This window comes from Breoghania corrubedonensis (genome assembly GCF_003053845.1).
GTDB classification, from domain to species: Bacteria; Pseudomonadota; Alphaproteobacteria; order Rhizobiales; family Stappiaceae; genus Breoghania; species Breoghania corrubedonensis.
In genome coordinates this window covers 121,252-146,396 of sequence record NZ_QAYG01000005.1, presented here as the reverse complement: position 1 = coordinate 146,396, position 25,145 = coordinate 121,252, and the positions used below count along the sequence as shown (strand labels likewise).

The window sequence follows — 25,145 nt, the reverse complement described above, 5'->3', positions numbered from 1 at the left end:
AAGCGGGCCTTGCGGCCTTCCCGTTCTCGTTCTCCCGACAACCCCGCTCGCCTAACTCGCCTGCCCGCTCTGCATCAGTGCCACAGCGCCGCTGACGCCGGAAATCACCATCTGTGTGCCGATGACCGCCAGGATCAGCCCCATCAACCGGGTGATGATCTTGATGCCGTTCGCGCCCAGATAGGTGACGAAGCGGTTGCCGAACAGGAAAAAGCCGTAGCTGACCACGCACAGCACGAAGAAGGCCGCGATCGTCGTCATCAGTTCGCTGACACCGCGTCCCGATGCGAAGCTGACGGCGGTCGCGATGGTGCCGGGGCCTGCCAGGATCGGCACCGCGAGTGGCGCTATGGCGACATCGAGTTCCGCCTCCCGGCTCGCCTTCTTGTCCTCGCTCGAAGGCTGCTGCACGCGCGAGGCATCGCCCTGCACCATGTGATAGCCGACGAGAAACACCAGCAGTCCGCCGGTGATGCGGAAGGCCGGCAGGGTGATGCCGAAGACCTGAAAGATCAGGTTCCCCGCCACCGCGAAGACAACGACGATGGCGAATGCCAGCGCCAGAGCGCGGAAGGCGACGAGATGGCGGACGTCCTCGTCGTCGCCCGAGGTGAGCGACAGGAACACGGGCGTGTTCGCGACCGGGTTCATGATCGCGAAAAAGGCGGCGAAGACCGAAACGGCGTGCCCCAGGAAACTCTCCAACACTCTCTCCGCAAAGCCGTGGCTTGCTCCGGCTTGCCAAAGCCAATAGCGTTGCCGGCGCTCATGTTAAGCAACCTTCAGGTCCATACGTGTTCCACGATCAATATTCCGATGCAACGATCCGCGCCATCCTCGACGAGGTCAAGACCATCGCCATCGTCGGGGCCAGCGCCAATCCGGTCCGGCCGAGCTTCTTCGTTCTCAAGTACCTGATCGACAAAGGCTACACGGTCTTTCCGGTCAATCCCGGACAGGCCGGCAAGGAGATCCTCGGCCGCCCGTGTTTCGCAAGCCTCGGCGAGGTTCCCGGGCCGGTGGACATGGTCGACATCTTCCGCGCCTCGGAGGCTGTTCCGGCCATTGTCGAGGAGGCATTGGGCCTCGCCCCGCTTCCAAAGGTGATCTGGACGCAGCTCGGCGTCGTCCACGAGGCGGCGGCGATGCGGGCGGAGGAAGCCGGCATGCAGGTCATCATGAACCGCTGTCCCAAGATCGAATACGGACGGCTTTCCGGCGAGATCGGCTGGACGGGCGTCAATTCGCGCACGATCTCGTCCAAGCGGCCGGCGATGCGCGGCGGTTTCCAGCATCGGGGCCTGCGCAAGTAGCGGCTTTGGAAGCCAATCCGGCAGCCAATGAGGTAACGCTTTGCCGCCTTTCGCGGCCATTGGGAATGGCGTGCTTTGCTTTCGGGGCGAGGAAGCGGCATTTTTGTCGCCGATTGACATTCAACGATCCGCAAGAACGACCGGGCAGACCGGGCGCGGCGGGAACAACGACAAGGAAAACGACCTTTCATGACCGACAGGACTCCGGGATTTTCCACGCTCTCCATCCATGCCGGCGCCCAGCCCGATCCGGCGACCGGCGCGCGCGCAACACCGATCTACCAGACGACGTCCTACGTGTTCGACGATGCCGACCATGCGGCCTCGCTGTTCGGCCTGCAGGCCTTTGGCAACATCTACACCCGCATCACCAACCCCACGACGGCCGTGCTGGAAGAGCGCGTCGCCGCGCTGGAAGGCGGCACGGCGGCTTTGGCGGTCGCCTCCGGCCACGCGGCGCAGCTGATGGTCTTTCATGGCCTGATGCAGCCGGGCGATGAGTTCGTCGCGTCCACAAAGCTTTACGGCGGCTCCATCAACCAGTTTGGCCATTCCTTCGAGAATTTCGGCTGGAACGTGAAATGGGCAGATCCGGACGACATCTCGTCATTCGAGAAGGCGCTCTCGCCCAAGACCAAGGCGATCTTCATCGAATCGATCGCCAATCCCGGCGGTATCGTCACCGACATCGCGGCCATCGCGGCTATCGCCAGGAAGGCGCGGGTGCCGCTCATCGTCGACAACACGCTCGCCTCGCCCTACCTGTGCCGGCCGATCGAGCACGGCGCCGACATTGTCGTCCATTCGCTGACCAAGTTCATGGGCGGCCACGGCAATTCCATGGGTGGCGTGATCGTTGACGGCGGCTCGTTCGACTGGTCGGCCGATGATCGCTACCCGATGCTCTCCAAGCCGCGGCCCGAGTACAACGGCATGGTGCTGCACGAGACCTTCGGCAACTTCGCCTTCGCCATCGCCATGCGGGCGCTGTCGCTGCGCGATCTTGGCCCGGTGCTCTCGCCGTTCAACTCGTTCATGATCCTGACGGGTATCGAGACCCTGCCGCTGCGCATGCAGCGCCATTGCGACAACGCGCTGGCCGTCGCCAGCTGGCTCGAGAAGCACCCGCAGGTGTCGTGGGTCTCTTATGCGGGTCTGGAGAGCAGCCCCAGCCACGAACTGATGAAGAAATACGCGCCCAAGGGCGCCGGCGCGGTGCTGACCTTCGGCATCAAGGACGGCTATGACGCGGGCGTGAAATTCGTCTCCAACCTCCAGCTGCTGTCGCATCTCGCCAATATCGGCGACACCCGCTCGCTGGTGATCCACCCCGCCTCCACCACCCACCGCCAGCTCTCCGACGAGCAGAAGGTCGCCGCCGGCGCCGGCCCCGAGGTGGTGCGCCTGTCAATCGGCCTGGAAGACGTGGACGACATCATCGCCGATATCGATCAGGCGCTGACCGCCTGAACCGTCACTGCGCGAAATACGAGACGGCGTGCGGGCTCACCGTCCGCATGCCGGCATGGAACAGGACCATCGCCGGCGGGGTTTGGCGACAGAGCTCCACAATCAGCTCTCGCCCCCTGTCATTTGCCCGGTCGCAGCCGCTGCGGTCCGGTTTCATATCGTGCTTCATTCACGGAACTCTCCAGCGTCATCCGTGTCCACGGTGGCTTTGGATCAAGTTTTCCAAGACCGATCAAGCATTCGCACCCCACTCGCTGATCCAAACCGGACAGGAGCGATCGGAGCGTGCAATGACGCGCGAACAGGGAAGCCCGCCCCCACGCTCACGCCGCCCGGATGCGGTCGAAGAACGCGCCGATTTCCTTGCGCAGCGCCTCAAGCTCACCGCCGACCGTGTCGACCGAACCGCCGACGCCCTCACTTGCCGCAAGCGTCTCGCCCGCGACGTTGCGCAGCTCGCCGAGATTGCCCGCGACACGTTGGGTGGCGGCCGCCGTTGTCTGCATGTTCGCCGAAATATCGCCTATCGCCAGCATGTTGCCGGCGATCGACGTGCCGATCTCGCCTGAAATGCCGGTAATCTCGGTAGTGGACGTGACGATGCCCTCGATCTCGTCGACCGTGCGCGCCGTCGACTTCTGGATCGCCTCGATCTGGGCGGCGATTTCTTCCGTGGCGCTCGAGGTCTGCTCGGCGAGCTTCTTCACCTCCACCGCGACGACCGCAAACCCCCGGCCAGCTTCCCCGGCGCGCGCCGCCTCGATGGTGGCATTCAATGCCAGCAGGCTGGTCTGGCCGGCGATATCGCTGATCAGCGAGAGCACGGAACCGATACGGTCGGCGGCATCGGCGAGGTCGTGCACCGTGGCGCGCGTCGCCGTCGCCCGCTCGTGACTGTCGCCGGCAAGGTGCGTCGCCTTGTCGGACTGATCGCGGATCGAGGCGACCGCCCGGGTGAGATCGTCGGAGGCCTGCGCACTCGCCGAAACCCCCTCGCTGGCGCGTTCCAGTTCGCTGCCCACGCCGTCGGCCATGGTCTTGGTCTCGGTGGCCACGTGGCCGAGCGTCCCCGCCATCTCCCGCATCGCCTGCATCACGTCGCCAATGCGCGACAGCGAGGTTTCCGTCGCCCCCTCCAATACATGGATTGCTTCCTCGCGCCGGCGCATGCGGTCCTGACGGGCCTCGGCGTTCATCTGCTCGTAGACGGCGAGCGACAGATCGAGATCGAGCATGATCGCACGCATGATCGCCCGGTTGGCCATCACCGAACGGTTGGCGCGCAGAAACCCGGAGCGGCCGACGATCGACAGCAGTTCCACCATGATCCGCTGATAGCCGGCAATGTACCAGCGCGGCTCCATGCCGATGCCGTAGTGTGCCCGCCCGATGCGCACGATACTGGCGACGTGTTCCTGCGCGAAGGGGGCGTTGAACAACAGTTTCCAGTGCCGCATCTGCGCCGACTTCAGCCCGCTCGTGTCCCGCCCGACCATGGAGCGGGTTTTGTCGAACTGCCCCAGATGCTCGTAGAACCGGTCAAGCACACCCGGCATCTTCGCCTCGACCTGCGGCCAGACCTGCGTCAGCGCCAGGCGGTCTTGCGCCGAAAAGGAGGCGAAGGACAACCGGTTCTCGATGTCCAGGGTATCGGTTGTTGTTGTTCTCAGCACGTTGCGGGCCTCCCAAACCAGCGTTTGAAATATCCGGACTTCTACGGAGGCTCAGATAAAAATACTGTTAAGAATGCCGGGAGCCGCGACGGAATATCCGCCGCGGCCGTCCGGTTCTCGAACAAATTCGAAATATGGCATGCGGCCGATCCGTCAGATCCCGCGGGCCGTGTTGGCGGGGAAAAACCGCGCGGCGTGGACAACGAGCGACATCAGGACCAGAACGGCGAGCGCCTGATGGGCGAGCGCGAACCAGAAGGGCACCACCAGCAGCAGCGTCGTGATGCCGAGCATGGCCTGTATGAGGATCGCCCAGACCGCATGCGCGGCGCCCCATTTGAGCCGTCGCGAGGCGGCGCTGCCGCGCATGGCCCACCAGTGCCACAGCGCGACCGCGAGCAGCAGGTAGGCGCCGCAGCGGTGCTGGAACTGCACGGTGGTGATGTTCTCGAAGAAATTCACCCAGCCCGGGTGCATCATCAGCAGACCGGAGGGCACGAGGTCGCCATCCATCAGCGGCCAGGTGTTGTAGGTCAGCCCCGCGTGCAGTCCCGCCACCAGTCCGCCCAGGAAAATCTGAAGGAATCCGAGCCCGACCAGCAGGAACGCCCGGCGGCGTCCCGAGGGGGGCGCGTGGGCGGCAACCTCCGCGTCGGCCGGCGACAGGCGCTGCGCGAGCCAGAGCGCATAGGAAAGAATTCCGCAGGCGAACGTCAGGTGAACCGCGAGCCGGTACTGGCTGACATCGACGCGGTCGACGAGGCCGGAGGCGACCATCCACCAGCCAATCGCGCCCTGAAAACCGCCCATGGCGAACAGCACGACAAGGCGCGGCTTCAGCCACGGTTCGATACGACGGGTTGCCCAGAAGAACACCAGCGGCACGAAGAAGACGAACCCGACGAAGCGACCGAGGAACCGGTGCGCCCATTCCCACCAGAAGATGTTCTTGAATTCGCCGAGGCTCATGCCCTTGTTGACGCGCTCATATTGGGGCGAGAGCTTGTACTTGGCGAATTCCTCGTCCCAGTCGGACTGGCTGAGCGGCGGGATGACGCCGTGTATGGGCTTCCATTCGGTGATGGAGAGGCCGGAATCGGTGAGCCGCGTCGCCCCGCCCAGCATCACCATGGCGAAGACCAGCAAGACGATGGCATAGAGCCACAGCCGCACACCCTTGCGACCGCGCACGGCCGATGACGTCTCCAGGGTTCCGTTCAACGTGGTTTCGGCGTTCATCGGTTCTTGCTTTCCCTCTCCCCCCGGCCCTCGTATCCGGGCAATTCGACCTAGCCCGAACCGCGCCGCGGGGCAAGACGGGGATGACGGGCCGCATTCCCCGGTCAGATGCCGCCTCCGCCCAACGTCCCCTCGACTTTCGCCCCTGACGGCAGCTAAACAGGGTCCCGGACGGTTCATGTCGAGCCCGCCCGCTGTTTGCCGCCCCGTGCCAAGGACCTTTCATGCCGCCGCTCAAACGTCTCTTCGGCACAATCGTGCTGGTCGTCTTCGTGGTCGTCTACGCCTTCGTCGCCGCCGTTATCGGCGACATGACGATGCAGAACGCCTCGGAGCTGACCCGCATCGCCTACTATCTTGTCGCCGGACTTCTGTGGACGGTCCCGGCCGGCGCGATCATCTGGTGGATGTATCGCCGCTGAAGGGGGCCTGAACGGGAATAGCGATCCTGTCGGGTCCCTGCCGGGCGCTCCGCCCTGCCCTTGTCTTCTCCGGCTTCGCGGGATGGACAACCGAAAGAGCCATTCTCCTCACAAGCCCGGCAGCAGGTTGTTGGTGATCGCGTAGAGAAAGCCCGTCACGGTGACCACCGAGGCGAGCGTTCCCAGCAAAACGATGGCGGAGGCGCGCTGCACGTAGGTCTGGTAGGCCGTCGCCATGACGAAGACGTTGGCGGCCGGCGGCAGGCAGGCCATCAGCACGGCGGTCGCCTTCCACAGCGGGCTTATCCCGCCGATCCAGTTCAGCAGAACGAGAACGAGAATCGGGTGCGCGATCAGCTTGATGAAGAGCAGTACCGGCAATTCGCCCGGAATGCGCCCCAGCGGTCGGATCGCGACGGTGACGCCGAGCGCGAACAGGGCGCAGGGCGCGGCGGCCGAGCGCAGGAAGGTCAGGAGCGTGTCCAGCGCCGCCGGCGGCTTGAACTGGATCGCCGCCGCCGCGACGCCGAGCACGGTCGCCACGATGAAGGGATGCGTCGCGATCTGGCGCATCACGCCGAAGGCCGCCTTGCGAAATCCGACCTTCTCCGTGCCGCCCAGCGCCATCAGCAGCGGCAGCAGGGTGAACAGCAGGATGTTGTCGAAACAGAAGATCAACGCCGTGGGCACCGCCGCCGCCGCCCCCAGCGTGGCAAGCGTGATGCCCGGCCCCATATATCCGATGTTGGAATAGGCGCCGGCCATGCCCTGGATGGTCGCCTCGCCGATGCGGCCGGTCTTGACGATGCCGAAGCAGAAGGCCAGCGCGAAGGCGCAATAGGTGGAAAAGGTGGTGGTGGCGACAAAGGCCAGATTGGCCAGTTCCTGAATCGGCGTCTTTGCCAGAAGCTGGAAGAACAGCGCCGGCAAGGCCAGATAGAGGATGAAGAAGTTCATCCAGTCGAGACCGGCGGCGGGAATGGAGCGGATCTTGCCGGAAAAATAGCCGAGAAAGATCAAGCCGAAGAACGGCAAGGCGAGGGATATGACGTCCTGCATGCGTGGATCGGTCCGGTGGCGCGGCGGGGACAGGAGCCGGGTTGGGGCGGTGCCGGTTGCGTCGTCTGGCCGGCTCGGGGTATCCAGAATTGCCTAGAGCGCTCTCCGCTCGGGCGGAACCGCCTGAGCGACAAGAAACCGCTCAAGATCAATGCCTTGAGCATATTCGTGTCGATCAGTTTGATTCAATCTGATCGTAATATGCTCTAGCGGTTTCATTCCGTTAGGTCAATTGAACGACAGGCCCGCACGAGAACGGGCCGCATGAAAGACGACATGGCCCGGCATAATCTCTCCCCCCTCATGAAACTGCGTTATGCGGGCGAATACGTCGTGTTGCGGCTGGTCGCGGGGCTGATCCGCCTGATGCCCGTGGACATGGCCTCGCGGGCAATGGGCAAGGCCTGGCGGCTGATCGCGCCGAAAACGAAACGCCACGCCCATGCGCTGGAGCATATCGCCCTCGCCTATCCCGACATGCCGCCGGCCGAGCGCGAAAGGCTGGCACGCGCTATGTGGGAAAATCTCGGCCGGATCGCGGCGGAGACCTTCCAGCTCGACCGCCTCCATGCCCAGCCCTCGCGCTACACGTTCGACGTGGAGGACGCGCGCGCCTTCGTGGAGAAAAACGGCGGAGCGGCCGTCGTCGTCTCGCTCCACACCGGGAACTGGGAAATCATCGCGGAACCGGCGCGTTATGTCGGCCTTGATACCGCCGGCGTCTATCAGGCGCTGAAAAACCCCTATGCCGATGCCTATCTGACGGATATGCGGCAGCGCTATTTTCCCGGCGGACTGCACGCCAAGAGCCACAGCACCGCGCGCCGGCTGATCCAGCATGTCCGCAGCGGCGGCGCGATCGCCTTTCTGGCCGATCTTCGCGACGTGCGTGGCGTGACGGTGCCCTTCTTCGGCCACCCGGCGACGGCCAATCCGTTCCCCGTCATGGTCGCGCGCACCTATGGCGTGCCGCTGATCATCTGCCGCACGATTCGCAGGGACGGCGCGCATTTCCATTTCGAGGCGCGCGTGCTGGAGCTTCCGCGCGAGGGCGATCGGCAGGCCGATATCCAGGAAGGCACGGCCCGCATCCATGCCGTCTTCGAGAGCTGGATCCGCGAGCATCCCGAGCAATGGATGTGGATCCACCGCAAATGGGTGATGCCGAAGAAGAAGCGGAAGCCAGCGTCCCAGTGACGGGTTGCCTCACACACTCCCCATCATTGCCGGCACCGGCCCCGGCAATCCATGCCGTGATGTTTCGGCAAGCGGGAGGACAAGCCGGCATACGGATCACTCTTCAATCGTGTTGACAGATCACGGGATGGACCCCGGCTCGGGGGCTGGATGACGAGAGCAAGCAGGAACATCCGACCAGGGACCGACTGCGGCGCAGCGCCGCAAGCGTGCCCGTTTCCGCAATGGGCCACCCGCCAGCCACCATCTTCCTCCCCTCGCCTTTCGCCGCATTTGTGCCCTGCACAAAAAGCGCTATACGATACGGCAAACTCGGGGAATTTGAGGGAGGAACCAATCGTATGAAGACACCGCGCGCCTTCTACCAGCCGCTCGCCATCGGAGCGCCCGCGCCCTATCGCGAGCTGCCCGTCACGCTGGAACGGATGATCCATTTCGTACCGCCACACGTGGAGAAGATGCGCGCCAAGGTGCCGGATCTCATCTCCAGGGTGGATGTGGTGCTCGGCAATCTGGAGGACGCCATTCCCGCAGACGCCAAGACGGCGGCGCGCGACGGCTTCATCGAGATGGCGAAGGCGAACGATTTCGGTGCCACCGGTCTGTGGACGCGGGTCAACTGCCTCAACAGCCCGTGGTTTCTGGACGACATCATGCAGATCGTGCCGGCGGCCGGCGACAAGCTCGACGTCGTCATGCTGCCGAAGGTCGAGGGTCAGTGGGACATCCACTATCTCGACCAGCTTCTGGCCCAGCTTGAAGCAAGGAACGGCATCACCAAACCGATCCTCATCCACGCGATCCTGGAGACGGCCGAGGGCGTGAAGAACGTGGAGGCGATCGCCACCGCCTCGCCGCGCATGCACGGCATGAGCCTGGGGCCCGCCGACCTCGCCGCCTCGCGCGGCATGAAGACGACGCGCGTCGGCGGCGGCCATCCCGATTACGCGGTGCTTGCCGATCCGCATGGCGATGCGCCGCGCGCGGCGTTCCAGCAGGATCTTTGGCACTACACCGTCGCCAAGATGGTGGATGCCTGCATGTCGGCCGGTATCCGCGCCTTCTACGGCCCCTTCGGCGATTTCTCCGATACCGCGGCCTGCGAGGCGCAGTTCCGCAACGCCTTCCTGATGGGCTGTGTCGGCGCGTGGTCGCTGCACCCCTCGCAGATCGAGATCGCCAAGCGGGTCTTTTCGCCCGACCCCGACGAGGTCGCCTTCGCGAGGAAGATCCTCAAGGCGATGCCCGACGGCACCGGCGCGGTGATGATCGACGGCAAGATGCAGGACGACGCGACCTGGAAACAGGCGAAGGTGATCGTCGATCTCGCCCGGCGCGTCGCCGACAAGGACGCTGAAATGGCGGAACGTTACGGATTTTGAGGCGTTGAGCCGGGCCGCTTGCGATGACTGTCACTTGACACTCAACCGCAAGCGTGCCTTGTAAGGCGCCCAATGAAGACCAGAGACATTCCAGACCGGCTGGCGGCCTCCGGAGAGGCCGCTGGCGGGCGTTTCATCACGCGCGGAGACAACGATTTGATTGAGAGGATCCGATCGGCCAAATACAGGATCGGCCAGGTCGTGCGCCACCGGGTCTACCCGTTTCGTGGCGTGATCTTCGACGTCGACCCGACATTCGACAATACCGACGACTGGTACGATGCGATCCCGGAAGACATCCGCCCGCGCAAGGACCAGCCGTTCTACCATCTCCTCGCGGAAAACGAGGAGAGCGAGTACATCGCCTATGTCTCGGAGCAGAACCTGGTCTGCGACGACACCGGCGAACCGGTCCGCCACCCGCAGATCGACGAGTTCTTCGACGTCCTCGAAGACGGCAGCTACCACGCCCGCGACGTGGAAATCCACTAGAGAGACTTCGACGGCAAGGCCATCGGGCTCATCCGCCTTTGTTCACCTCCCTCTGAACGGGAGATCGCGCGGATGGATCGCATGGGGCGCGACGTCTCGTGGATGCGGCGCATTCAACACCCCTCACCCCGGCCCTCTCCCCATGGCAGAGGGGGCGGACGCGGCAAGTCCTGCGCACCCCTGCAACGAACGCGGGGCGCTCACTCTTGCGGCGGCAGCGCTTCCTTCTTTTCGCGGAAGATGAAGTAGATGTTGCGGAAATAGATGATCAGGCCCAGCGCCTGACCGGCGATGAAGACCGGGTCCTTGCGGATCAGCGAATAGACCAGCAGCAGGAAGCCGCCGGCCACCGAGAAGAACCAGAAGGCCACCGGCACGATCGAGCGACCGACGCGTTCGGACGCGATCCACTGCACCACGAAGCGCATCATGAACATCGCCTGGGCGATGAAGCCCAGAAGCACCCACACATCGAACTGCAGAACGAAGACCTGATGCGCCCACTGCGCCAGGCCGTCGAGCCATCCCTCACTCACCATCTTGCGCAATCTCCGAAACGATGGGCACCGCCTTGCGGCGCCGGCGCAGCCACCACACGCCGAAAAGGTCCAGAATGCCGATCAGCGCGCGGTCGAACACGCCGTATTTCGAGGCGCCGTGACGGCGTTCGCGGTCGACGACGTCGACATGAACGATGCCGTAGCCCTCGCGCATCACCAGCGCCGGCAGAAAGCGGTGCCAGCTGTCGAAATAGGGAAGCCGCAGGAACACCTCGCGGCGAACCGCCTTCAGCCCGCACCCCGAATCCCGGGTGTTGTCCTTCAAGATCGCGCCGCGCAGCCTGTTGGCGAACTTCGAGGCGAACCGCTTGAAGGCGGAGGCCTTGCGCCCCACCCGCTGGCCGGCGGCAAGCGCCACGGCCGGCCCGGCGGCATCGAGCGCGTCGACCAGCGCGGGGATGTAGGCCGGGTCGTTCTGGCCGTCGCCGTCGATGGTCACGACGATATCGCCGCGCGCATGCAGCAGGCCCGTGCGCACCGCGCAGCTCTGGCCGCAGGCGAAGGCATGGCGCACCGGGCGCAGCCACGGCGATGTGGCGCGCATCTCGGCCAGCATCCGGTCGGTGCCGTCCGACGAGCCGTCGTCAATGGCGATCACCTCGAAGGTGCGGCCCGAAAGAGCGGTGCTGATTTCCTGGATCAGGCCCGGCAGGTTGCCGATCTCGTCCTTTGCCGGGATGACGACCGTAACGGCGGGGGCATCAAGGCCGCAAGCTTGCCGCGAGGACGTCTCGCCGGCCAATTCGGGAGCCGATGCGGGCATCGCTTTATCGGTCATCGGATTGTGTCTCGTTGTCGTTCGGCCGGACGGGTTCAAGCCGTTCGCCTCCGAAGAGGCGCGCATGAACGAGGGAGCGGCCAAGGGTTGAAAATGCCCGGGCAAGGGTTCGGCCGCCGGCGATCGGGCGTATTCCCTTGCCCGGCACGATGGCGAAACCAAGGTGGCGGACGGCCATGTAGCGCGCCGTCCACAGCGTGACGGACACACCAAGCAGCGTGCCGGCGATCACGTCCGAAGGATAATGCGCGCCGACCATGATGCGCGAGAAGATCAGCCAGAAGCCGCACACCGCGATCAGCCAGAGCCAGGCGGGGAAGATCAGACACAGCGAAGCGGCAAGCGCGGCGACCGAGGTCGCGTGGCCTGACGGGAAGCTCGTGTAGGAGATGTTGAAGGCGAGGAAGTCGAAGCCGAGGGGCCCCACGGTCTCGAACAGCTTTGGCCGAGGCCGGCCGAGGCACCATTTCAGGACCAGCGCGATCACCCCGCTTGCGGCGATCGAGAAGAAGATGAAGGCGCAATAGGTCCAGATCAGCGTCAGCGAGGCGCGCGTGCGCCAGGCGACGTGACGCCAGTCCAGAGCCATGGTGAGGACAAGGAAAAGCCCCGTCGTCCAAAGCATCCAGTGCGACTTGCCGATATCGGTGATGGTGCGGAAGAACTCGGTGTAATCGCGCGGCAGCGAATGGATCCAGGGATAGGAGGCCCGGTCCAGCGCGATCACGGCGATGCCGACGCTCAGCAACAGGATGGCGAGCAGGTCCTGCGGCCTGTGGCCGGGGGGCAACGGATCGTGCGCACGGGCCGCACGCGGATGCCGCCGCCGAAGGTTGGCCTTCAGCAGTTTCGCGTTGGCGCGCATGCGCCGGCCGGCACGCGAAAGCCGTGCCCGCAGCCCTGTCATCGTCTCGCCGTCGGTGATCCGGCCAAAACTGCCGTCCTGTTTCTTGTCGTTCACTGGTTCGTCCGCTTGTAAACGGCGATATCCAGCTTGCGACCGCCGTTGATGTTCACCCCCTCTACCCGAGACGACAAGGCGAGCGCCACCCCTAGCGCTTTCGCCTTGGCCAGGAAATCGCCTTCATACCGGCTTTCCACCGCAACGACCCGGCAATCGGGCAACGCGCCCGCGCCGGAGATCCATGTCGCCGCCTCCTGCGCGCTGCCAAGCCGGGTGTCGGTCGCCGTCAGGAAGATGAAGCTCGGCTCATTGAAGCCGACGGAGAAAATCTCGGCCTTCGCGCAGCCCGATGCCCCATCCGCGGCCTCCGCCAGGCGCGGGCTTACCCAGATCGGGCTCAGCGACGGCATGACGAAGCCCCACACGCCCGCATAAAGCAGAAGTGCCGTCAGGACGACGCGCGGCACCGCATTGATCACCGGCCCCGCAATCAGCTTGCGGACGGCGTAGATGGCAACCACCGCGGCAAAGACGCACAGCACCACGCCCGGAGGCGACGGGCTCACCGAAAGCATGAGCGGCCCGGCGATGGAGGCCACCGCGAACACTACCGGCACGATCGCCAGCACGAGCGCCATGATCCACACGAGCCATTTGCGCGGCGCGGCATCCGCCGTCGTCACCAGGCCAAAGGCCGTCAGGATGGCGAGGCCCGGCAGAAGCGGCATCGTGTAGTGCGGCAGCTTGGTGGCGACCAGTTCGAAGACGATCCAGCTCGGCACCACCCAGGCGACGCAGAACTGAACGATCGCGGCACGGCGATTGCGGATGGCTGACGCGATCGCCGCCAGCAGAAAGGCCGGCATCGGCCAGAACGTGCCGAACATGACGGCGAGATGGGTCAGGGGCGGCGCGCCATGGCTCTCCTGTCCCTGTCCCAGCTTGCCGATCAGGTCGCGGCCCAGCGCCTCCTGAAAGAAGGCCCCCTTTGTGGCGATGCCGATGGCGATGAACCACGGCGCGACCAGAACGACGAGAATACCAAGCCCGAGAAGCGGGCGCAGCGATGCCAGCCAGCGCCCGCGCCGGTTCATCGTCACAAGCGCCGCGATCGTCAGTCCCACCACCATCGGCGCGACCGGCCCCTTGATCAGGATGCCGAGCCCCAGCGCGATCCAGAAGGTGAGAACGAGGCGCAGCGGCTGCTTCGCCTTGCCCGACAGCCACATCCGCGCCAGCGCCCCCTGGCTCGCGACGATGGTCGCAAACAGCATCGCGTCGGTCTTGGCAAGACGTGCCTCCACACCGACGACGAGCGCCAGCGCGACGAAAAGCGCTGCCAGAAAAGCCTGCGGCGGCCCGGTGAAGGCGCGCGCGGCCCAGAAGGTCAGGAGCGCCGCCAGAATGGCGCCGGCGATCGACGGCAGCCGGTAGACCCAGATTGGCGCATCGGCGCCATAGCCGGTCACCTTGGCGGCGGCGACCTGAAGCCAGTAGATGCCGACCGGCTTCTTGTAGCGGGTCTCTTCCTGGAAGCGGATGTCGGAATAGTTGCCCGTCTCCAGCATCTGCCTGGAGGCCTGGGCGAAGCGCGGTTCGTCGCGATCGAGCGGCGGCACGCTCCAGAAGCCCGGCACGAAGGCGGCGAGCGTGACAATCACGAGCAGGATCTGCGCGATGCCGGAATGGCCGAAGATGCGCAACCAGCGCGGCGGAACGGCGGAAGGCGGCGGTGCGCCGGGCGCATCGGCGTCGTCGTTGGCCGGCATCGGCGCGGCGCCCGGATCAGATTCGCGGCCAGATTCGGGGTCAGGTTCGGCATCGGATTCGGACGCGATATCCGCGCCGGCGTCCGTGACCGCAACGGCTTCGGCGTCAGGACCGGATCCGGGCGCGCTTTCCTGTCCCGGTTCGGGTGCGGGCGCATGCGCGCCCCCGGGTGCGCCCTCAGGTGCGCCCTGCCCAGGCTTCGTTTCGCTGCTGGCCGTGTCCGCGCTGCGGCGGGGCTCTTCGGGATCGCTCAAAATCCGGCTCCGGATGAAAGGTCGCCCGCCAATGGCGGCGGAACGCGTTTCTCCTACAGGATGATGCGGCAAAGGTCGATTCCGAGCTTCACCGGCCCTCCCCCTTGCGCCGTGCGCGACTTCCGTTTTTCCCCGGCCGAGCTGTCATTCATCCGTCACGCGAGAGGCCTAACCGGGTGGCGCATCGCCGCGAATGATGCAAACTCGATGATGACGTGCCGCCTTCCCGCCCCAGCCTCCTCTGTGCACGCCTTTCGCGCCGCGCATGCCGGACCTTCTTTCGACCAAGATAGAGACCGAGATGACCCTGATTGCCCAGATCTCCGACCTGCACCTGAAGCCGCGTGGTCTCGCCTGCTACCGGGTGAGCGAAACGAACAAGCTCGCCGAACGGGCCGTGCAGGCATTGATGGCGCTCGATCCCGCCCCCGACGCCGTCATCGTGACCGGCGACATCGCCGACCAGGGCGATCCGCGCGAATACACCGTTGCCCGGGAAATCCTGTCGCGCCTGCCGATGCCGGTCTATCTGCTTTCCGGCAACCATGACGATTCGGCGCACCTGAAGGCGACGTTTCCCGGCTACCCGGGCCTCGACCAGGGGCCGGCGGATCGCATCCGCTATGCCTCCCGCATCGGCGACGTGCGCCTGATCGCCCTGGATTCCTCCATTCCCGGGGCCGGGCACGGGGCGCTCGGTGCGGATCAATGCGCCTGGCTCGACGAAACGCTCGGCGCGGAGCCCGAGGTTCCCACGCTCATCGCGGTTCACCATCCCCCCGTCCTCACCGGCATCCGCCACATGGACGCGATCAATCTGCGCGACGGCGCGGCCCTGGCCGACATCGTGCGCAAGCATTCGCAGGTAGAGAGAATCATCTGCGGCCACGACCATCGCGGCATCGTCGCCTCGTGCGGGGGGCGGATCGTCACGATCGCCCCGGGCGTCGCGCACCAGGTCGTCCTGGCCTTCGATGAGGACGCCCCGGCGCAGTTCAACTTCGAGCCGCCGGCCTATTACCTCCATCACTGGAGTGCCGAGGCGGGTCTGGTGACGCACACGGCCTACATCGAAAAGGCCGATGGTCCGTATCCGTTCTGGGCGGGCGAAGGCGTCAGCTGGCCGGGCTACTGAGGGACGGCCGAAAGGCCATCCCTTTTCCCGGGGCCGGCGCGCGGACTTCGGGCAAACGCGCGAACCGGGCGGCTCAGGCGGCGACCGTATCGGAGGATTGCGCGGACGCGGCCTTTGAGGCGATCTGCGAACGCTGGGCTTCGCGGATCATCAGCACGGTGCGTCGGGCATCTTCCTGCCGGGTCCGGCCGAAATCCTCGGACAAGGCGTTCGCCTCGCTCTCGGGGCGGCCGACGCGCTTGCAGATAAGCCGGCAGAAGGCGCAAAAGCCCTGCATGCCCATGCTGGTCGCCCGGCAAAGCACGACGACGGAAGACATGTCGCTGTGCAACAACGAGCGCTTCAGCGTCGTCTCGTCGAGCCGCAGCAGCATCGCGAGCAACCAGATGCCATCGCTGAGCCGGTCTTCCATGGCCAGTTCGCTGATGACCGAATCGAGTGTCCGCCGGCCGTCGCGCACCGCGTCGTAAAGGGCGTTGCGCTCAAGCTGACGGTGAGCGCTTTCCTTCATCCCCACCTCGATCATCCCCGAGGCCCGGCGCACTGCCTCCTCGAAGCGTCCCTCTTCCACAAGCGAGGCGAAGGCGCCAAGCCGCGCGCGCAACTCGTCGGTCAGCGAGGATTGCAGACGGTGGCCGAACTCCTTCTCGTCGCGGCCGCGCTCGGCGAGGCCCTTTTGAACCTGCGGGTCCTCGCCGCCCCTGTTGAGCAGATGGCCGAGGCCGGCCATGGAGAACCGCGCACCGCGATTGCCGGCAATCTTGCGCAGCACATCGGCGCCGCCGACCTGCGCCAGTACGTCCGTCACCGCCTCGCCGATCGCCGGTCGCCCGGCAATCGCAATGCGGTGGCTTTCGCCGCGCACACGCGCGATTTCGGCAAGGTCGTCGTCACGCAGCAGCGGCGACATCTGGAGAATGGGCGTCGCCACGACGGCGTCGTCATTGGCCAAAGCCAGCACGAGATCACGGTCGACATGTTCGGAGCGTGCAATCTGGTCCGCAATATCGGCGCGAATCTCATCCGCGACCTGATCGAGAATCTTCGCGACGACGTCGCCGAACAGACGTTTCTCGATGTCGCCTGGAATATGGGTTTCCCGGAAAAACACCTCGGAAATCGCCTTGACCAGCGCGGTCCTGCCCTTGGCGCTGCGGTCGCGCGCCAGTTCCACCAGTTTCGCCACCGGCATATTGTTGCCCCTTGTTACCGCCGTATCCCGAAATTGGTCGAAATTCTAGCATGTTGCGCCGCTTCGCGCGCCTGTAACAGTTCGGTATGCTTTCGCCGGAGTAAATGGCACGGCGCATTTCGCGCGGCATTGCAGTTTGACACGGACACCGTCCGCGGTGCGCGATTACCGGCCTCCTCGATATCCGCTTGCCGGGCCCGGCTTTTGTCGTGTATCCAACGCTCGCGGATCCGCCGCACGATCCGCCGCTCGGGGCATGGCGCAGTCTGGTAGCGCACCTGGTTTGGGACCAGGGGGTCGCAGGTTCAAATCCTGCTGCCCCGACCATTTTCTTTCGAAAGAGGCCTGATATCATGCGGGCCTCTGCCGGAAGAGAACTGCGGAGGCGGCCGTTCGAAACGGCGGCTACCATATGATGATTGGCGAAGAATCGGAGACGGTCATGGTCGCACGCATCTATCGTCCCGCCAAAACGGCGATGCAGTCCGGCAAGGCGAAGACAAAGCGCTGGGCGCTCGACTACGAGCCGGAGAGCCCCCGCGAGATCGAGCCGCTGATGGGCTACACGTCGTCGGTCGACATGAAGGGCCAGATCCGCCTTTTCTTCGAGACCTGCGAGGAAGCGGTCGCCTATGCCAAGGCGCAGGGCATTCCCTACCGGGTGAGCGAGGCGCACGAGCGCAAGACGCGGCCGATGGCCTACGCCGACAATTTCCGTTTCGACCGCGCCACCCCCTGGACGCACTGATCCTGCGTGCCGCCGGACGTCTCCGGTGGCGCCAACTGCCGGCGCCCCTCAGGCGCAAGACTTTGCCGCACACATGTGGCACCTTTGCCGGAAGCGCAGGGTTCCTGCGCCGCCAAACCGGCCCCGTAGCTCAGCTGGATAGAGCAACGGCCTTCTAAGCCGTCGGTCACAGGTTCGAATCCTGTCGGGGTCACCAAAAATCCAATTTCATAGCGCTGAATTCCCGATAGGCCTGTGCCATTCGCGCGCCATCCGCACTCGCCAGACCCTCCCGCGTCGCGCGCCGCTCCCCCGCCCAACAAGGAGCGATCGGCGCGAGTGCCCTCCTTCCGTCGCTGTCGCGGCTTCGATCGAGCGTCCCGACAGTCAAACAGACGGATGAATTGAACAATCCAACCGAATACGCACCTTTGTCTCAGTAGTTTCCATAGCGATTTCAGCACGAATAATTACCAACTCAGATCGTATATTTGATATATGTCTTAGTGGTTCGATTCTTTCGCATATTCGGAGCTGTTCCTGTTTCAGCTCCTTATCCGGGCGAGACAATGAGACGGCTACTGGGTTACCGCTTCGGTTCTCTGACCTACCGGATCATGTTTCTGGTCTGCTTCAGCGTTGTCGCCAGCACCGCGACCCTCGGGCTGTTGGTCTATTCGGAAATCCGGCAGATTACACGGGATCAGGCGGTCGACTCGATCGCCTCTGAAACGCGGCTGATGACCCAGCGTTTCGAGCTCATCTATTCCGCGATGGCGAGAAATCTGCGAACCCTCGCGGGCGTCCCGGCGGTCGACGGGATCATCCGCAGCCTTCAAAGCGCGGGTCCCGACCCTTCCGACGGGTCGACGACGAACCGGTTGCGCGCCCGGCTCGAGTCGACATTCCGCGCCGTCCTGCAGAGCAATCCCGAATACTTCAAGATCCGCTTCGTCGGCTATCCCGATCAGGGACAGGAACTCGTTCGTGTCGAACGTATCGGGCGCGGCACCATCGTGCGGCCGAACACGGCACTCACACAAGTGGCCGCAGAACCCTATTTCAAGTTCGGCATCGCCCAGCCCTCCAACCAGGTCTCCTTCTCCGACGTTTCCTACGAATACGAGGACAACGACAGCAGACTCAGGAAGCGGCTGGTCGTCCGCGGCATGATCCCGGTGGACGACGCCGGCGGGCGGCGTTTCGGCCTCATCGTCATCACCGCCGATTACGAAGCCATGCTCAGATGGGCCATGGGCGGTACGGTGGACCACAGTTTCATGATCGCGGTGAACGGTGGCGAAGAGGACTACATCCAGCGCGCGCCCGGCGAGCCCGCCGGACACGTCACATTGCAATTGCGTTCCGATCCCTCGCATCGCCCGACGCCGCTCATTTCCGCGGTCCTTTCCTCGCAGGAGCGCGAGGGACTGATACAATTCGGCGACATGATCGCCTATTTCGTGCGCGATTCAGGGAAATATTCCCAATACTCGGCGCAGATCGGTTTCGCGACGCAAATGCCGGCGGAGGCTCTTCTCGGCTACGCGAACGTCGTCAGGGACCGGATGATAACCATCTGTGTCATCGCGGCGTTTCTGTTCGGCGTGATCGCGGTCCTGGTGACACGACGCCTCATAAATCCCCTGGGCTCCCTGACCAGAATGATTCTCGAATCCTCCGATGAGGAGCTGATCGCCGAACTGCCGACGGCGCGCTATGACGAGATCGGCGACCTTGCGCGGTCCTTCCAGCAGCGCACGCAGGCGCTGATCGACAGCGAAGCGCGCGCCAAGGTCATCGTGAACAACGCTCCCGACGGCCTCATCCTTATCAACGAGGACGGTATCATCGAGGGCTTCAATCCGAGTTGTGAACGGCTGTTCGGCTACGAGGCGCAAGACGTTATCGGCCAGCATGTCGAAATATTGCTTCCCGAACACATGTCGCAATACACGCAGATATTCGGCGACATCAGCGAGATCCTGCGAGATCCCGCCCACCCGGGAACGATGCGCGAGCTGGAGGTGAAAACATCCCGGGGGGGCCGCGTGCCCGTCGAGATCAGCGTCAGCGCCCTGACCCTCGAAGGCAAGCCGAAGCTGAGCGGCGCGATCCGCGATATCTCCGAGCGGCGCGAGATCGAACGGGTGCGGACGGAATTCGTGGCAACCGTCAGTCACGAGTTGAGAACGCCGCTGACGTCCATTCGCGGCGCGCTGGTGCTGATGGATCAGATCATGGCCAAGCCCCGGCCCGAGAAGATCGAAAGAATGCTGAGCATGGCGCAGAAGAACACCTCGCGCCTGATCCTTCTCGTCAACGACATCCTCGACTTCGAGAAGCTGCAGGCCGAGAAGGTGAATTTCCAGCTTTCGCGCTGCGATCTGAATGACGAGATCGGGAAGTCGGTGGACATGAACATGACGTTTGCGCAGGAACGCAAGGTCACGCTGAAAGCCGTCATGGCCAGCGAGCCGCTCGTCTGTCCCGTCGATCAGGACAGACTGCAACAGGTCCTGGCGAACCTGATCTCGAACGCGGCGAAGTTCTCGCGGGAGAATGGACGTGTCGAGGTGGGCGTGGAACGGGTCGGCATGGATGCGCGGCTGTTCGTCACCGATCACGGCGCAGGCATCCCGCGCGACTTCCATGACAAGATTTTCACGCCCTTCAGTCAGGCCAACACGGGCTCATCGGCGAAACGCGCAGGCACCGGGCTTGGCCTGATCATCACGAAGCGCCTCGTGGAGGGCATGGGCGGTACGATCGGCTTCCACAGCACCATGGGCGAAGGCACCACATTCTGGGTCACGTTCCCGCTCATCGAGTGGCGCGAGCGAAATACGCGCGGCGCACCTCCCCGACATATCGGACTGCATCTCGAAGACGACGCCGATTTCGCCGAAGTCCTCAGGACCGCCGTGGAAGATGATATCGAACTGGTCAATGTCGCGACGCTGGAGGAGGCCAGACGCCAGCTGCGGGAACGCTCGTTCGACCTCGTGATCATCGACATCGCGCTTCACAAGGGGGATGGCCTCGCCCTCATCAAGTCCATTCCCGCCCCGGACCGGACCGCCATCGTCGTTCTCACCGCGCTCGACGAGACGGTCGACAATCCCGAGGTGGACCTGACGATGGTCAAGTCGAAGCACCAGATCGGTGACGTCACCGCACGTATCATGAGATTGCTGGAAAAGAAGGCCGCCCTCAAGGAAGCGACGTCGTAAGGCGGCGAAGCGGCGTGTTTCCGCGCTCCCAGACGTTTCGATACCCGCGACGGAGACGGCCCCGCGCGCCGGGCTGAGCGGATGCCGTCGAACAGGGATCCGTCGGGACCCACCACCCCTTTCAGCCGCCCAGTCAGCTAGCAGCCCTGTCAGCCGCCGATGCCGGCGCCCTCGACCTTGTCGCCCGGCTGGATCCCCAGCCGCTTCGCCGTGCCGGAAACCACTTCCAGCACGTAGCGCACCGGCACGCCGGAAGGCACGACCTTTTCCGACAAGGGCGTTGTGTCCTGAGCGATGCGCGCGATGGCGCCGTTCTCGCGAATGAATATCATGTCGAGCGACACGTAGGTGTTCTTCATCCAGAAGGAGACCGGTTGCTGGTACTGGAAATCGAACAGCATGCCGGTGCCATCGGGCACGGACTTTCGATACATCAGGCCGCGCGCGCGATCGGCGGGCGTCGCGACGACCTCCACGCGGAAGTCGTGACGGCCGGAGCTGGTCACCAGCGTCAGCGGTTCGGTTTGCCCCGCCTGCACGCCTTGTGCCGCGCCCAGGGCGAGAACGAGCGCCATCACGCCCGCCACCAGCAGGCCGAGAGAACAAGACGTGCGCCGGGCGAAAAACCGGTCAGCAGGACGGAACATCGGCAAACTCCTCTATCGCGCGGAACGGATCGTCTTATGCCACGAATTCCCGGCCCCGTCGCCCATCCTGTCAGGTCGCTGCGGCCCGTCGCGCCTCGCTCCAGCACCTCAAATCGGGCTCAACATATCCATCCAGAATATTGATCCAGATACGCTTTCCGACATTTCGCCACGTTTTCCGGGCCCGCTCGGACCGCCCGTCGCCCCGTGTCGGGGAACGCTTGGGCACGCTGTGGCGTTTATTTGTCAAAGGAGGCGTGCTTTCGGCAGAAACCTGGCGCTTTTGTGTGACCCCCGTCACGGCGCTCCGGTTACCTCTAAGGCATTATGATCTCCAAGGAGGCCGGAAAACGGCCACGCACTCAGCAGGGAAAAGACGTCATGGCCTATACCGAGCACGATACCTTTCACATGAGTTTGCCGTTCAGCATCCGCCCGCGTGAGTTGACGGTCGCCACCGCCGCCGCGCTGGTTGTTTTCTTTCTCGCGCTGTTCGGCATCAGTTTCGGCACCGCCGGGGCGGGCGACGTCGTCTCCGCCAGCCCAATGAAGAGTGACCGGCACGCGATCGGCTATGAAGACGCCTGCGCCGGTCAGGCCTGGGGCAACTGGAACGAGAGCTGCCTGAAGGCCCTGTCGAAGCGCCAGGACCTGCGGCTTGCACCAAGCCGGACCGTCGAGTTCCGCGATACCGGCCGCCAGCTTTCCGTGCTGCAGCGCCAGCCTTCCAACAGCTGATCCGAGACATCCGCGCCTGATACGTGCCGTCTGACGGCCCTTCCCTGCCGCCTTGACGAAACAAACAGGGCCACCCGATTGTTCGGGCGGCCCTGTTTTTGTTCAACTCGGGAAAAGATCAAACCCGATCAGGCTTCCGGCTCCGTGCCGCCGGGCGCGTCATCCGTTCCGGGCTCTCCCGTGCCATCCGGTCCTTCCGGCGCTTCGCCGTCCTCGTCGAGATCATCCTCGCCGTTTTCGCCGTTCACATCCTCCGAGATGCGCTCGACGGCGACGACATGCTCGTCCTTGGCGGTATGGAAGACCGTCACGCCCTGTGTGGAGCGGCCGGCTACGCGGATACCCTCGACGGGGCAGCGGATGAGCTGGCCGCCATCGGTTACCAGCATGATCTGGTCGGCATCCTCGACCGGGAACGACGCGATGAGGCTGCCGTTGCGCTCGTTGACGGTCATCGCCGCGATGCCCTTGCCGCCGCGCCCGGTGATCCGGTATTCGAACGACGAGGTGCGCTTGCCGAAGCCGTTTTCCGAGATCGTGAGGATGTGCTGTTCGATCGCGCTCATTTCCACGTAGCGGGTTTCGGAAAGCTCGCCGCCGGATGTGACGGTTCCTTCCTCGCCCTCGCCTTCCAGCGTCACGTCCTCCGTCTCGCCGCGCATCAGCCGGCGGCGCTTGAGGTACTCGGCACGCTCGTCCGAGGTCGCCTCGAAGTGGTTGACGATGGACATGGAGATGACGCTGTCGCCGGGGCTGAGCGAAATGCCGCGCACACCGGTGGACGCGCGGCTCTGGAAGACGCGCACCGCCGTGACGGGGAAGCGGATCGCCTGGCCGAGCGCCGTTGTCAGCAGGACGTCGTCGCTCTCGCGGCAGGTCTCGACATTGATGATCGAGCCGTCCTCTTCCTCCAGCTTCATGGCGATCTTGCCGTTGCGGTTCACCTGGGTGAAGTCGGAGAGCTTGTTGCGGCGGACCGACCCCTTGGTGGTGGCGAACATCACGTCGAGTTCGCCCCAGGTGTCCTCATCCTCGGGCAAAGGCATGATCGTGTTGATGAACTCTCCCGGCTGCAACGGCAGCATGTTGACCAGCGCCTTGCCGCGCGAGGTCGGCCCGCCAAGCGGCAGGCGCCAGACCTTCATCTTGTAGACGATGCCGCGCGATGAGAAGAACAGCACCGGCGTGTGCGTGTTGACGACGAAGAGGCGGGTGACGAAGTCCTCCTCCTTCATCGCCATGCCGGAGCGGCCCTTGCCGCCGCGCCGCTGCGCCCGATAGGTGGAGAGCGGCACGCGCTTGATGTAGCCGGTGTGGGAGACGGTGACGACCATCTCCTCGCGGGCGATCAGGTCCTCGTCGTCGAGGTCGGCGCCGCCTTCCAGAAGCTCGGTGCGGCGCGGCGTGGCGAATTCCTCGCGCACGGCGACAAGCTCTTCCTTGATGATGGAGAGAATGCGCGGGCGCGAACGCAGGATTTCCAGATAATCGGAGATCTGCTCGCCAAGCTTGGTCAGCTCGTCGCCGATCTCGTCGCGCCCCAGGGCCGTGAGCCGCTGCAGGCGCAGGTCCAGAATGGCGCGGGCCTGCTCTTCCGACAGCTTGTAGGTGCCTGTCTCCGACACCTTGTGACGCGGATCGTCGATCAGTTCCACCAGCGCGGCCACGTCGCTTGCCGGCCAGTCGCGCGCCATCAACTGCTCGCGCGCCGTCGCCGGATCGGGGGCGGTGCGGATGAGCTTGATGACCTCGTCGATGTTCGCGACGGCGATGGCGAGGCCGACCAGCACGTGGGCGCGGTCGCGGGCCTTGCCGAGCAGGAACTTGGTGCGGCGGCTGACGACTTCCTCGCGGAAGTCGATGAAGGCGCGCAGGAAGTCCATCAGGCCGAGCTGCTGCGGCCGGCCGCCGTTCAGCGCCACCATGTTGCAGCCGAAGCTCTGCTGCAGCGGCGAGAAGCGGTAGAGCTGGTTGAGGATGACATCGGCCACCCCGTCGCGCTTCAGCTCGATGACGACGCGCATGCCCGAGCGGTCGGACTCGTCGCGAATGTCCGAAATCCCCTCGATCCGTTTGTCGCGAACAAGCTCGGCGATCTTCTCGATCATCGTCGCCTTGTTCACCTGATAGGGGATCTCGTGGATGATCAGCGCGTCGCGGCCCGAGCGGACCTCTTCCGTCGTCACCCGGCCGCGCATCAGCACCGAGCCGCGACCCGTCTCATAAGCCGAGCGGATGCCCGACTTGCCGAGAACGAGACCGGCGGTCGGGAAGTCCGGACCGGGGACGATTTCCATCACCTCGTCCAGCGTCGCTTCCGGCTTGTCGATCAGCAGGATCGAGGCGTCGATCACCTCGCCCAGATTGTGCGGCGGGATGTTCGTCGCCATGCCGACGGCGATGCCGCCGGCGCCGTTGACCAGCAGGTTGGGAAAGCGCGCCGGAATGACAGTGGGTTCGCTTTCGGAATTGTCGTAGTTGTCCTGAAAGTCGACCGTGTCCTTGTCGAGGTCGTCGAGCAGCGTGTGCGCGACCTTCTGCAACCGGCACTCGGTATAACGCATGGCGGCGGCGGGGTCGCCGTCGACGGAACCGAAATTGCCCTGCCCCTCGATCAGCGGCAGGCGCATGGAGAAGTTCTGCGCCATGCGCACCAGCGCGTCGTAGATCGCGCTGTCGCCATGGGGGTGATATTTACCCATGACGTCACCGACCACGCGGGCCGACTTGCGGTACGGCTTGTTCCAGTCGTAGCCGTTCTCGGACATCGAGAAGAGGATGCGCCGGTGCACGGGCTTGAGGCCGTCTCGAACGTCGGGGAGCGCGCGAGACACGATCACGCTCATCGCGTAATCGAGGTAGCTGCGCTTCATCTCCTCGGTAATCGATATGGGCCGGATATCCGACGGCAACCCGCCGGATGACGTCGTAGTGTCCTGGTCTGCCAAGAAAAGTCTCGT

Annotated in this window: 22 protein-coding genes and 2 tRNA genes; 12 read left to right on the top strand and 12 right to left on the bottom strand. The window is 64.5% G+C overall.

The window, feature by feature from the left end; all coding sequences use genetic code 11:
• Positions 1–51 precede the first annotated feature (51 nt).
• Positions 52–705, bottom strand: a complete 654-nt coding sequence (locus tag C8N35_RS14470; protein ID WP_107990409.1) for a MarC family protein — start codon at positions 703–705, stop codon at positions 52–54.
• 89 nt (positions 706–794) lie between these two features.
• Between C8N35_RS14470 and C8N35_RS14465 the strand changes: the two genes are divergently transcribed.
• Positions 795–1,313, top strand: a complete 519-nt coding sequence (locus tag C8N35_RS14465; RefSeq protein WP_107990408.1) for a CoA-binding protein — start codon at positions 795–797, stop codon at positions 1,311–1,313.
• Between the two features lie 189 nt (positions 1,314–1,502).
• A complete protein-coding gene (locus tag C8N35_RS14460; RefSeq protein ID WP_107990407.1) occupies positions 1,503–2,783 on the top strand; it encodes an O-acetylhomoserine aminocarboxypropyltransferase in 1,281 nt (426 codons plus the stop codon).
• 4 nt (positions 2,784–2,787) lie between these two features.
• On the opposite strand, the gene C8N35_RS23880 is transcribed toward C8N35_RS14460, so the two are convergent.
• The 3 genes from C8N35_RS23880 to C8N35_RS14450 form a co-directional block, all read right to left on the bottom strand.
• Positions 2,788–2,952, bottom strand: a complete 165-nt coding sequence (locus C8N35_RS23880; RefSeq protein WP_170122112.1) for a hypothetical protein — start codon at positions 2,950–2,952, stop codon at positions 2,788–2,790.
• Between the two features lie 154 nt (positions 2,953–3,106).
• On the bottom strand, positions 3,107–4,456 hold the full coding sequence (locus tag C8N35_RS14455; RefSeq protein WP_107990406.1) for a globin-coupled sensor protein: 1,350 nt from the start codon (positions 4,454–4,456) through the stop codon (positions 3,107–3,109).
• Positions 4,457–4,609: 153 nt separating this feature from the next.
• Complete coding sequence (locus C8N35_RS14450; RefSeq protein ID WP_107990405.1) at positions 4,610–5,695, bottom strand: COX15/CtaA family protein; 1,086 nt, start codon at positions 5,693–5,695, stop codon at positions 4,610–4,612.
• A gap of 224 nt (positions 5,696–5,919) precedes the next feature.
• On the opposite strand from C8N35_RS14450, the gene C8N35_RS14445 reads away from it, so the two are divergent.
• On the top strand, positions 5,920–6,117 hold the full coding sequence (locus tag C8N35_RS14445; protein WP_107990404.1) for a DUF2842 domain-containing protein: 198 nt from the start codon (positions 5,920–5,922) through the stop codon (positions 6,115–6,117).
• Positions 6,118–6,225: 108 nt separating this feature from the next.
• Here the strand turns inward: C8N35_RS14445 and C8N35_RS14440 are convergent, their stop codons facing one another.
• Positions 6,226–7,176, bottom strand: coding sequence for an AEC family transporter (locus C8N35_RS14440; RefSeq protein ID WP_107990403.1), 951 nt, complete (start codon positions 7,174–7,176; stop codon positions 6,226–6,228).
• Between the two features lie 264 nt (positions 7,177–7,440).
• On the opposite strand from C8N35_RS14440, the gene C8N35_RS14435 reads away from it, so the two are divergent.
• The 3 genes from C8N35_RS14435 to hspQ all read left to right on the top strand — a co-directional run bounded on the left by C8N35_RS14435 (position 7,441) and on the right by hspQ (position 10,247).
• Complete coding sequence (locus C8N35_RS14435) at positions 7,441–8,373, top strand: lysophospholipid acyltransferase family protein (protein ID WP_210203534.1); 933 nt, start codon at positions 7,441–7,443, stop codon at positions 8,371–8,373.
• Positions 8,374–8,714: 341 nt separating this feature from the next.
• Positions 8,715–9,755, top strand: coding sequence for an HpcH/HpaI aldolase/citrate lyase family protein (locus C8N35_RS14430; RefSeq protein ID WP_107990401.1), 1,041 nt, complete (start codon positions 8,715–8,717; stop codon positions 9,753–9,755).
• 159 nt (positions 9,756–9,914) lie between these two features.
• Positions 9,915–10,247, top strand: coding sequence for a heat shock protein HspQ (gene hspQ, locus C8N35_RS14425; RefSeq protein ID WP_428977114.1), 333 nt, complete (start codon positions 9,915–9,917; stop codon positions 10,245–10,247).
• A 200-nt stretch (positions 10,248–10,447) separates the two neighbouring features.
• On the opposite strand, the gene C8N35_RS14420 is transcribed toward hspQ, so the two are convergent.
• From C8N35_RS14420 to C8N35_RS14405, 4 genes are read right to left on the bottom strand one after another with little or no spacing between them, the layout of a single operon-like run.
• A complete protein-coding gene (locus tag C8N35_RS14420; protein ID WP_107990571.1) occupies positions 10,448–10,786 on the bottom strand; it encodes a lipid-A-disaccharide synthase N-terminal domain-containing protein in 339 nt (112 codons plus the stop codon).
• A complete protein-coding gene (locus tag C8N35_RS14415) occupies positions 10,776–11,585 on the bottom strand; it encodes a glycosyltransferase family 2 protein (RefSeq protein WP_245926795.1) in 810 nt (269 codons plus the stop codon). Before C8N35_RS14415 ends, C8N35_RS14420 begins: the two co-directional genes overlap by 11 nt.
• A complete protein-coding gene (locus C8N35_RS14410) occupies positions 11,575–12,546 on the bottom strand; it encodes a phosphatase PAP2 family protein (RefSeq protein ID WP_210203533.1) in 972 nt (323 codons plus the stop codon). Before C8N35_RS14410 ends, C8N35_RS14415 begins: the two co-directional genes overlap by 11 nt.
• The gene (locus C8N35_RS14405) at positions 12,543–14,258 is read right to left on the bottom strand and encodes an ArnT family glycosyltransferase (protein WP_107990568.1); all 1,716 of its coding nucleotides are present in this window, start codon (positions 14,256–14,258) and stop codon (positions 12,543–12,545) included. The genes C8N35_RS14410 and C8N35_RS14405 overlap by 4 nt, the downstream gene beginning before the upstream one ends.
• A gap of 556 nt (positions 14,259–14,814) precedes the next feature.
• On the opposite strand from C8N35_RS14405, the gene C8N35_RS14400 reads away from it, so the two are divergent.
• On the top strand, positions 14,815–15,648 hold the full coding sequence (locus C8N35_RS14400; protein WP_107990567.1) for a phosphodiesterase: 834 nt from the start codon (positions 14,815–14,817) through the stop codon (positions 15,646–15,648).
• Between the two features lie 73 nt (positions 15,649–15,721).
• Here the strand turns inward: C8N35_RS14400 and C8N35_RS14395 are convergent, their stop codons facing one another.
• Positions 15,722–16,840, bottom strand: coding sequence for a DUF2336 domain-containing protein (locus C8N35_RS14395; RefSeq protein WP_107990399.1), 1,119 nt, complete (start codon positions 16,838–16,840; stop codon positions 15,722–15,724).
• A gap of 250 nt (positions 16,841–17,090) precedes the next feature.
• Here C8N35_RS14395 and C8N35_RS14390 point away from each other — a divergent pair.
• From C8N35_RS14390 to C8N35_RS14375, 4 genes are all read left to right on the top strand, one after another.
• Positions 17,091–17,167 (top strand) — tRNA-Pro (locus C8N35_RS14390).
• A 115-nt stretch (positions 17,168–17,282) separates the two neighbouring features.
• Positions 17,283–17,588 carry an ETC complex I subunit gene (locus C8N35_RS14385; RefSeq protein WP_107990566.1) on the top strand — a complete coding sequence of 102 codons (306 nt, stop codon included), beginning with the start codon at positions 17,283–17,285 and terminating at the stop codon, positions 17,586–17,588.
• 119 nt (positions 17,589–17,707) lie between these two features.
• Positions 17,708–17,784: transfer RNA gene (locus C8N35_RS14380), tRNA-Arg, on the top strand.
• A gap of 352 nt (positions 17,785–18,136) precedes the next feature.
• Positions 18,137–20,800 carry a hybrid sensor histidine kinase/response regulator gene (locus tag C8N35_RS14375; RefSeq protein ID WP_107990398.1) on the top strand — a complete coding sequence of 888 codons (2,664 nt, stop codon included), beginning with the start codon at positions 18,137–18,139 and terminating at the stop codon, positions 20,798–20,800.
• Between the two features lie 149 nt (positions 20,801–20,949).
• Here C8N35_RS14375 and C8N35_RS14370 read toward each other — a convergent pair whose 3' ends face one another.
• Positions 20,950–21,447 carry a DUF192 domain-containing protein gene (locus C8N35_RS14370; RefSeq protein WP_107990397.1) on the bottom strand — a complete coding sequence of 166 codons (498 nt, stop codon included), beginning with the start codon at positions 21,445–21,447 and terminating at the stop codon, positions 20,950–20,952.
• Positions 21,448–21,828: 381 nt separating this feature from the next.
• On the opposite strand from C8N35_RS14370, the gene C8N35_RS14365 reads away from it, so the two are divergent.
• On the top strand, positions 21,829–22,185 hold the full coding sequence (locus C8N35_RS14365) for a hypothetical protein (RefSeq protein WP_107990396.1): 357 nt from the start codon (positions 21,829–21,831) through the stop codon (positions 22,183–22,185).
• Positions 22,186–22,313: 128 nt separating this feature from the next.
• Here C8N35_RS14365 and gyrA read toward each other — a convergent pair whose 3' ends face one another.
• Complete coding sequence (gyrA, locus tag C8N35_RS14360) at positions 22,314–25,133, bottom strand: DNA gyrase subunit A (protein WP_107990395.1); 2,820 nt, start codon at positions 25,131–25,133, stop codon at positions 22,314–22,316.
• Between the last annotated feature and the right edge of the window lie 12 nt (positions 25,134–25,145).

Excerpts from the sequence above, each read along its gene's own strand:
- C8N35_RS14460 (WP_107990407.1), top strand. The coding sequence starts at position 1,503 with ATGACCGACAGGACTCCGGGATTTTCCACGCTCTCCATCCATGCCGGC.
- C8N35_RS23880 (WP_170122112.1), bottom strand. The coding sequence starts at position 2,952 with ATGAAGCACGATATGAAACCGGACCGCAGCGGCTGCGACCGGGCAAAT.
- C8N35_RS14450 (WP_107990405.1), bottom strand. The coding sequence starts at position 5,695 with ATGAACGCCGAAACCACGTTGAACGGAACCCTGGAGACGTCATCGGCC.
- C8N35_RS14445 (WP_107990404.1), top strand. The coding sequence starts at position 5,920 with ATGCCGCCGCTCAAACGTCTCTTCGGCACAATCGTGCTGGTCGTCTTC.
- C8N35_RS14440 (WP_107990403.1), bottom strand. The coding sequence starts at position 7,176 with ATGCAGGACGTCATATCCCTCGCCTTGCCGTTCTTCGGCTTGATCTTT.
- C8N35_RS14435 (WP_210203534.1), top strand. The coding sequence starts at position 7,441 with ATGAAAGACGACATGGCCCGGCATAATCTCTCCCCCCTCATGAAACTG.
- C8N35_RS14430 (WP_107990401.1), top strand. The coding sequence starts at position 8,715 with ATGAAGACACCGCGCGCCTTCTACCAGCCGCTCGCCATCGGAGCGCCC.
- C8N35_RS14420 (WP_107990571.1), bottom strand. The coding sequence starts at position 10,786 with ATGGTGAGTGAGGGATGGCTCGACGGCCTGGCGCAGTGGGCGCATCAG.
- C8N35_RS14415 (WP_245926795.1), bottom strand. The coding sequence starts at position 11,585 with ATGACCGATAAAGCGATGCCCGCATCGGCTCCCGAATTGGCCGGCGAG.
- C8N35_RS14405 (WP_107990568.1), bottom strand. The coding sequence starts at position 14,258 with ATGCCGGCCAACGACGACGCCGATGCGCCCGGCGCACCGCCGCCTTCC.
- C8N35_RS14400 (WP_107990567.1), top strand. The coding sequence starts at position 14,815 with ATGACCCTGATTGCCCAGATCTCCGACCTGCACCTGAAGCCGCGTGGT.
- C8N35_RS14395 (WP_107990399.1), bottom strand. The coding sequence starts at position 16,840 with ATGCCGGTGGCGAAACTGGTGGAACTGGCGCGCGACCGCAGCGCCAAG.
- C8N35_RS14385 (WP_107990566.1), top strand. The coding sequence starts at position 17,283 with ATGGTCGCACGCATCTATCGTCCCGCCAAAACGGCGATGCAGTCCGGC.
- C8N35_RS14375 (WP_107990398.1), top strand. The coding sequence starts at position 18,137 with ATGAGACGGCTACTGGGTTACCGCTTCGGTTCTCTGACCTACCGGATC.
- C8N35_RS14370 (WP_107990397.1), bottom strand. The coding sequence starts at position 21,447 with ATGTTCCGTCCTGCTGACCGGTTTTTCGCCCGGCGCACGTCTTGTTCT.
- C8N35_RS14365 (WP_107990396.1), top strand. The coding sequence starts at position 21,829 with ATGGCCTATACCGAGCACGATACCTTTCACATGAGTTTGCCGTTCAGC.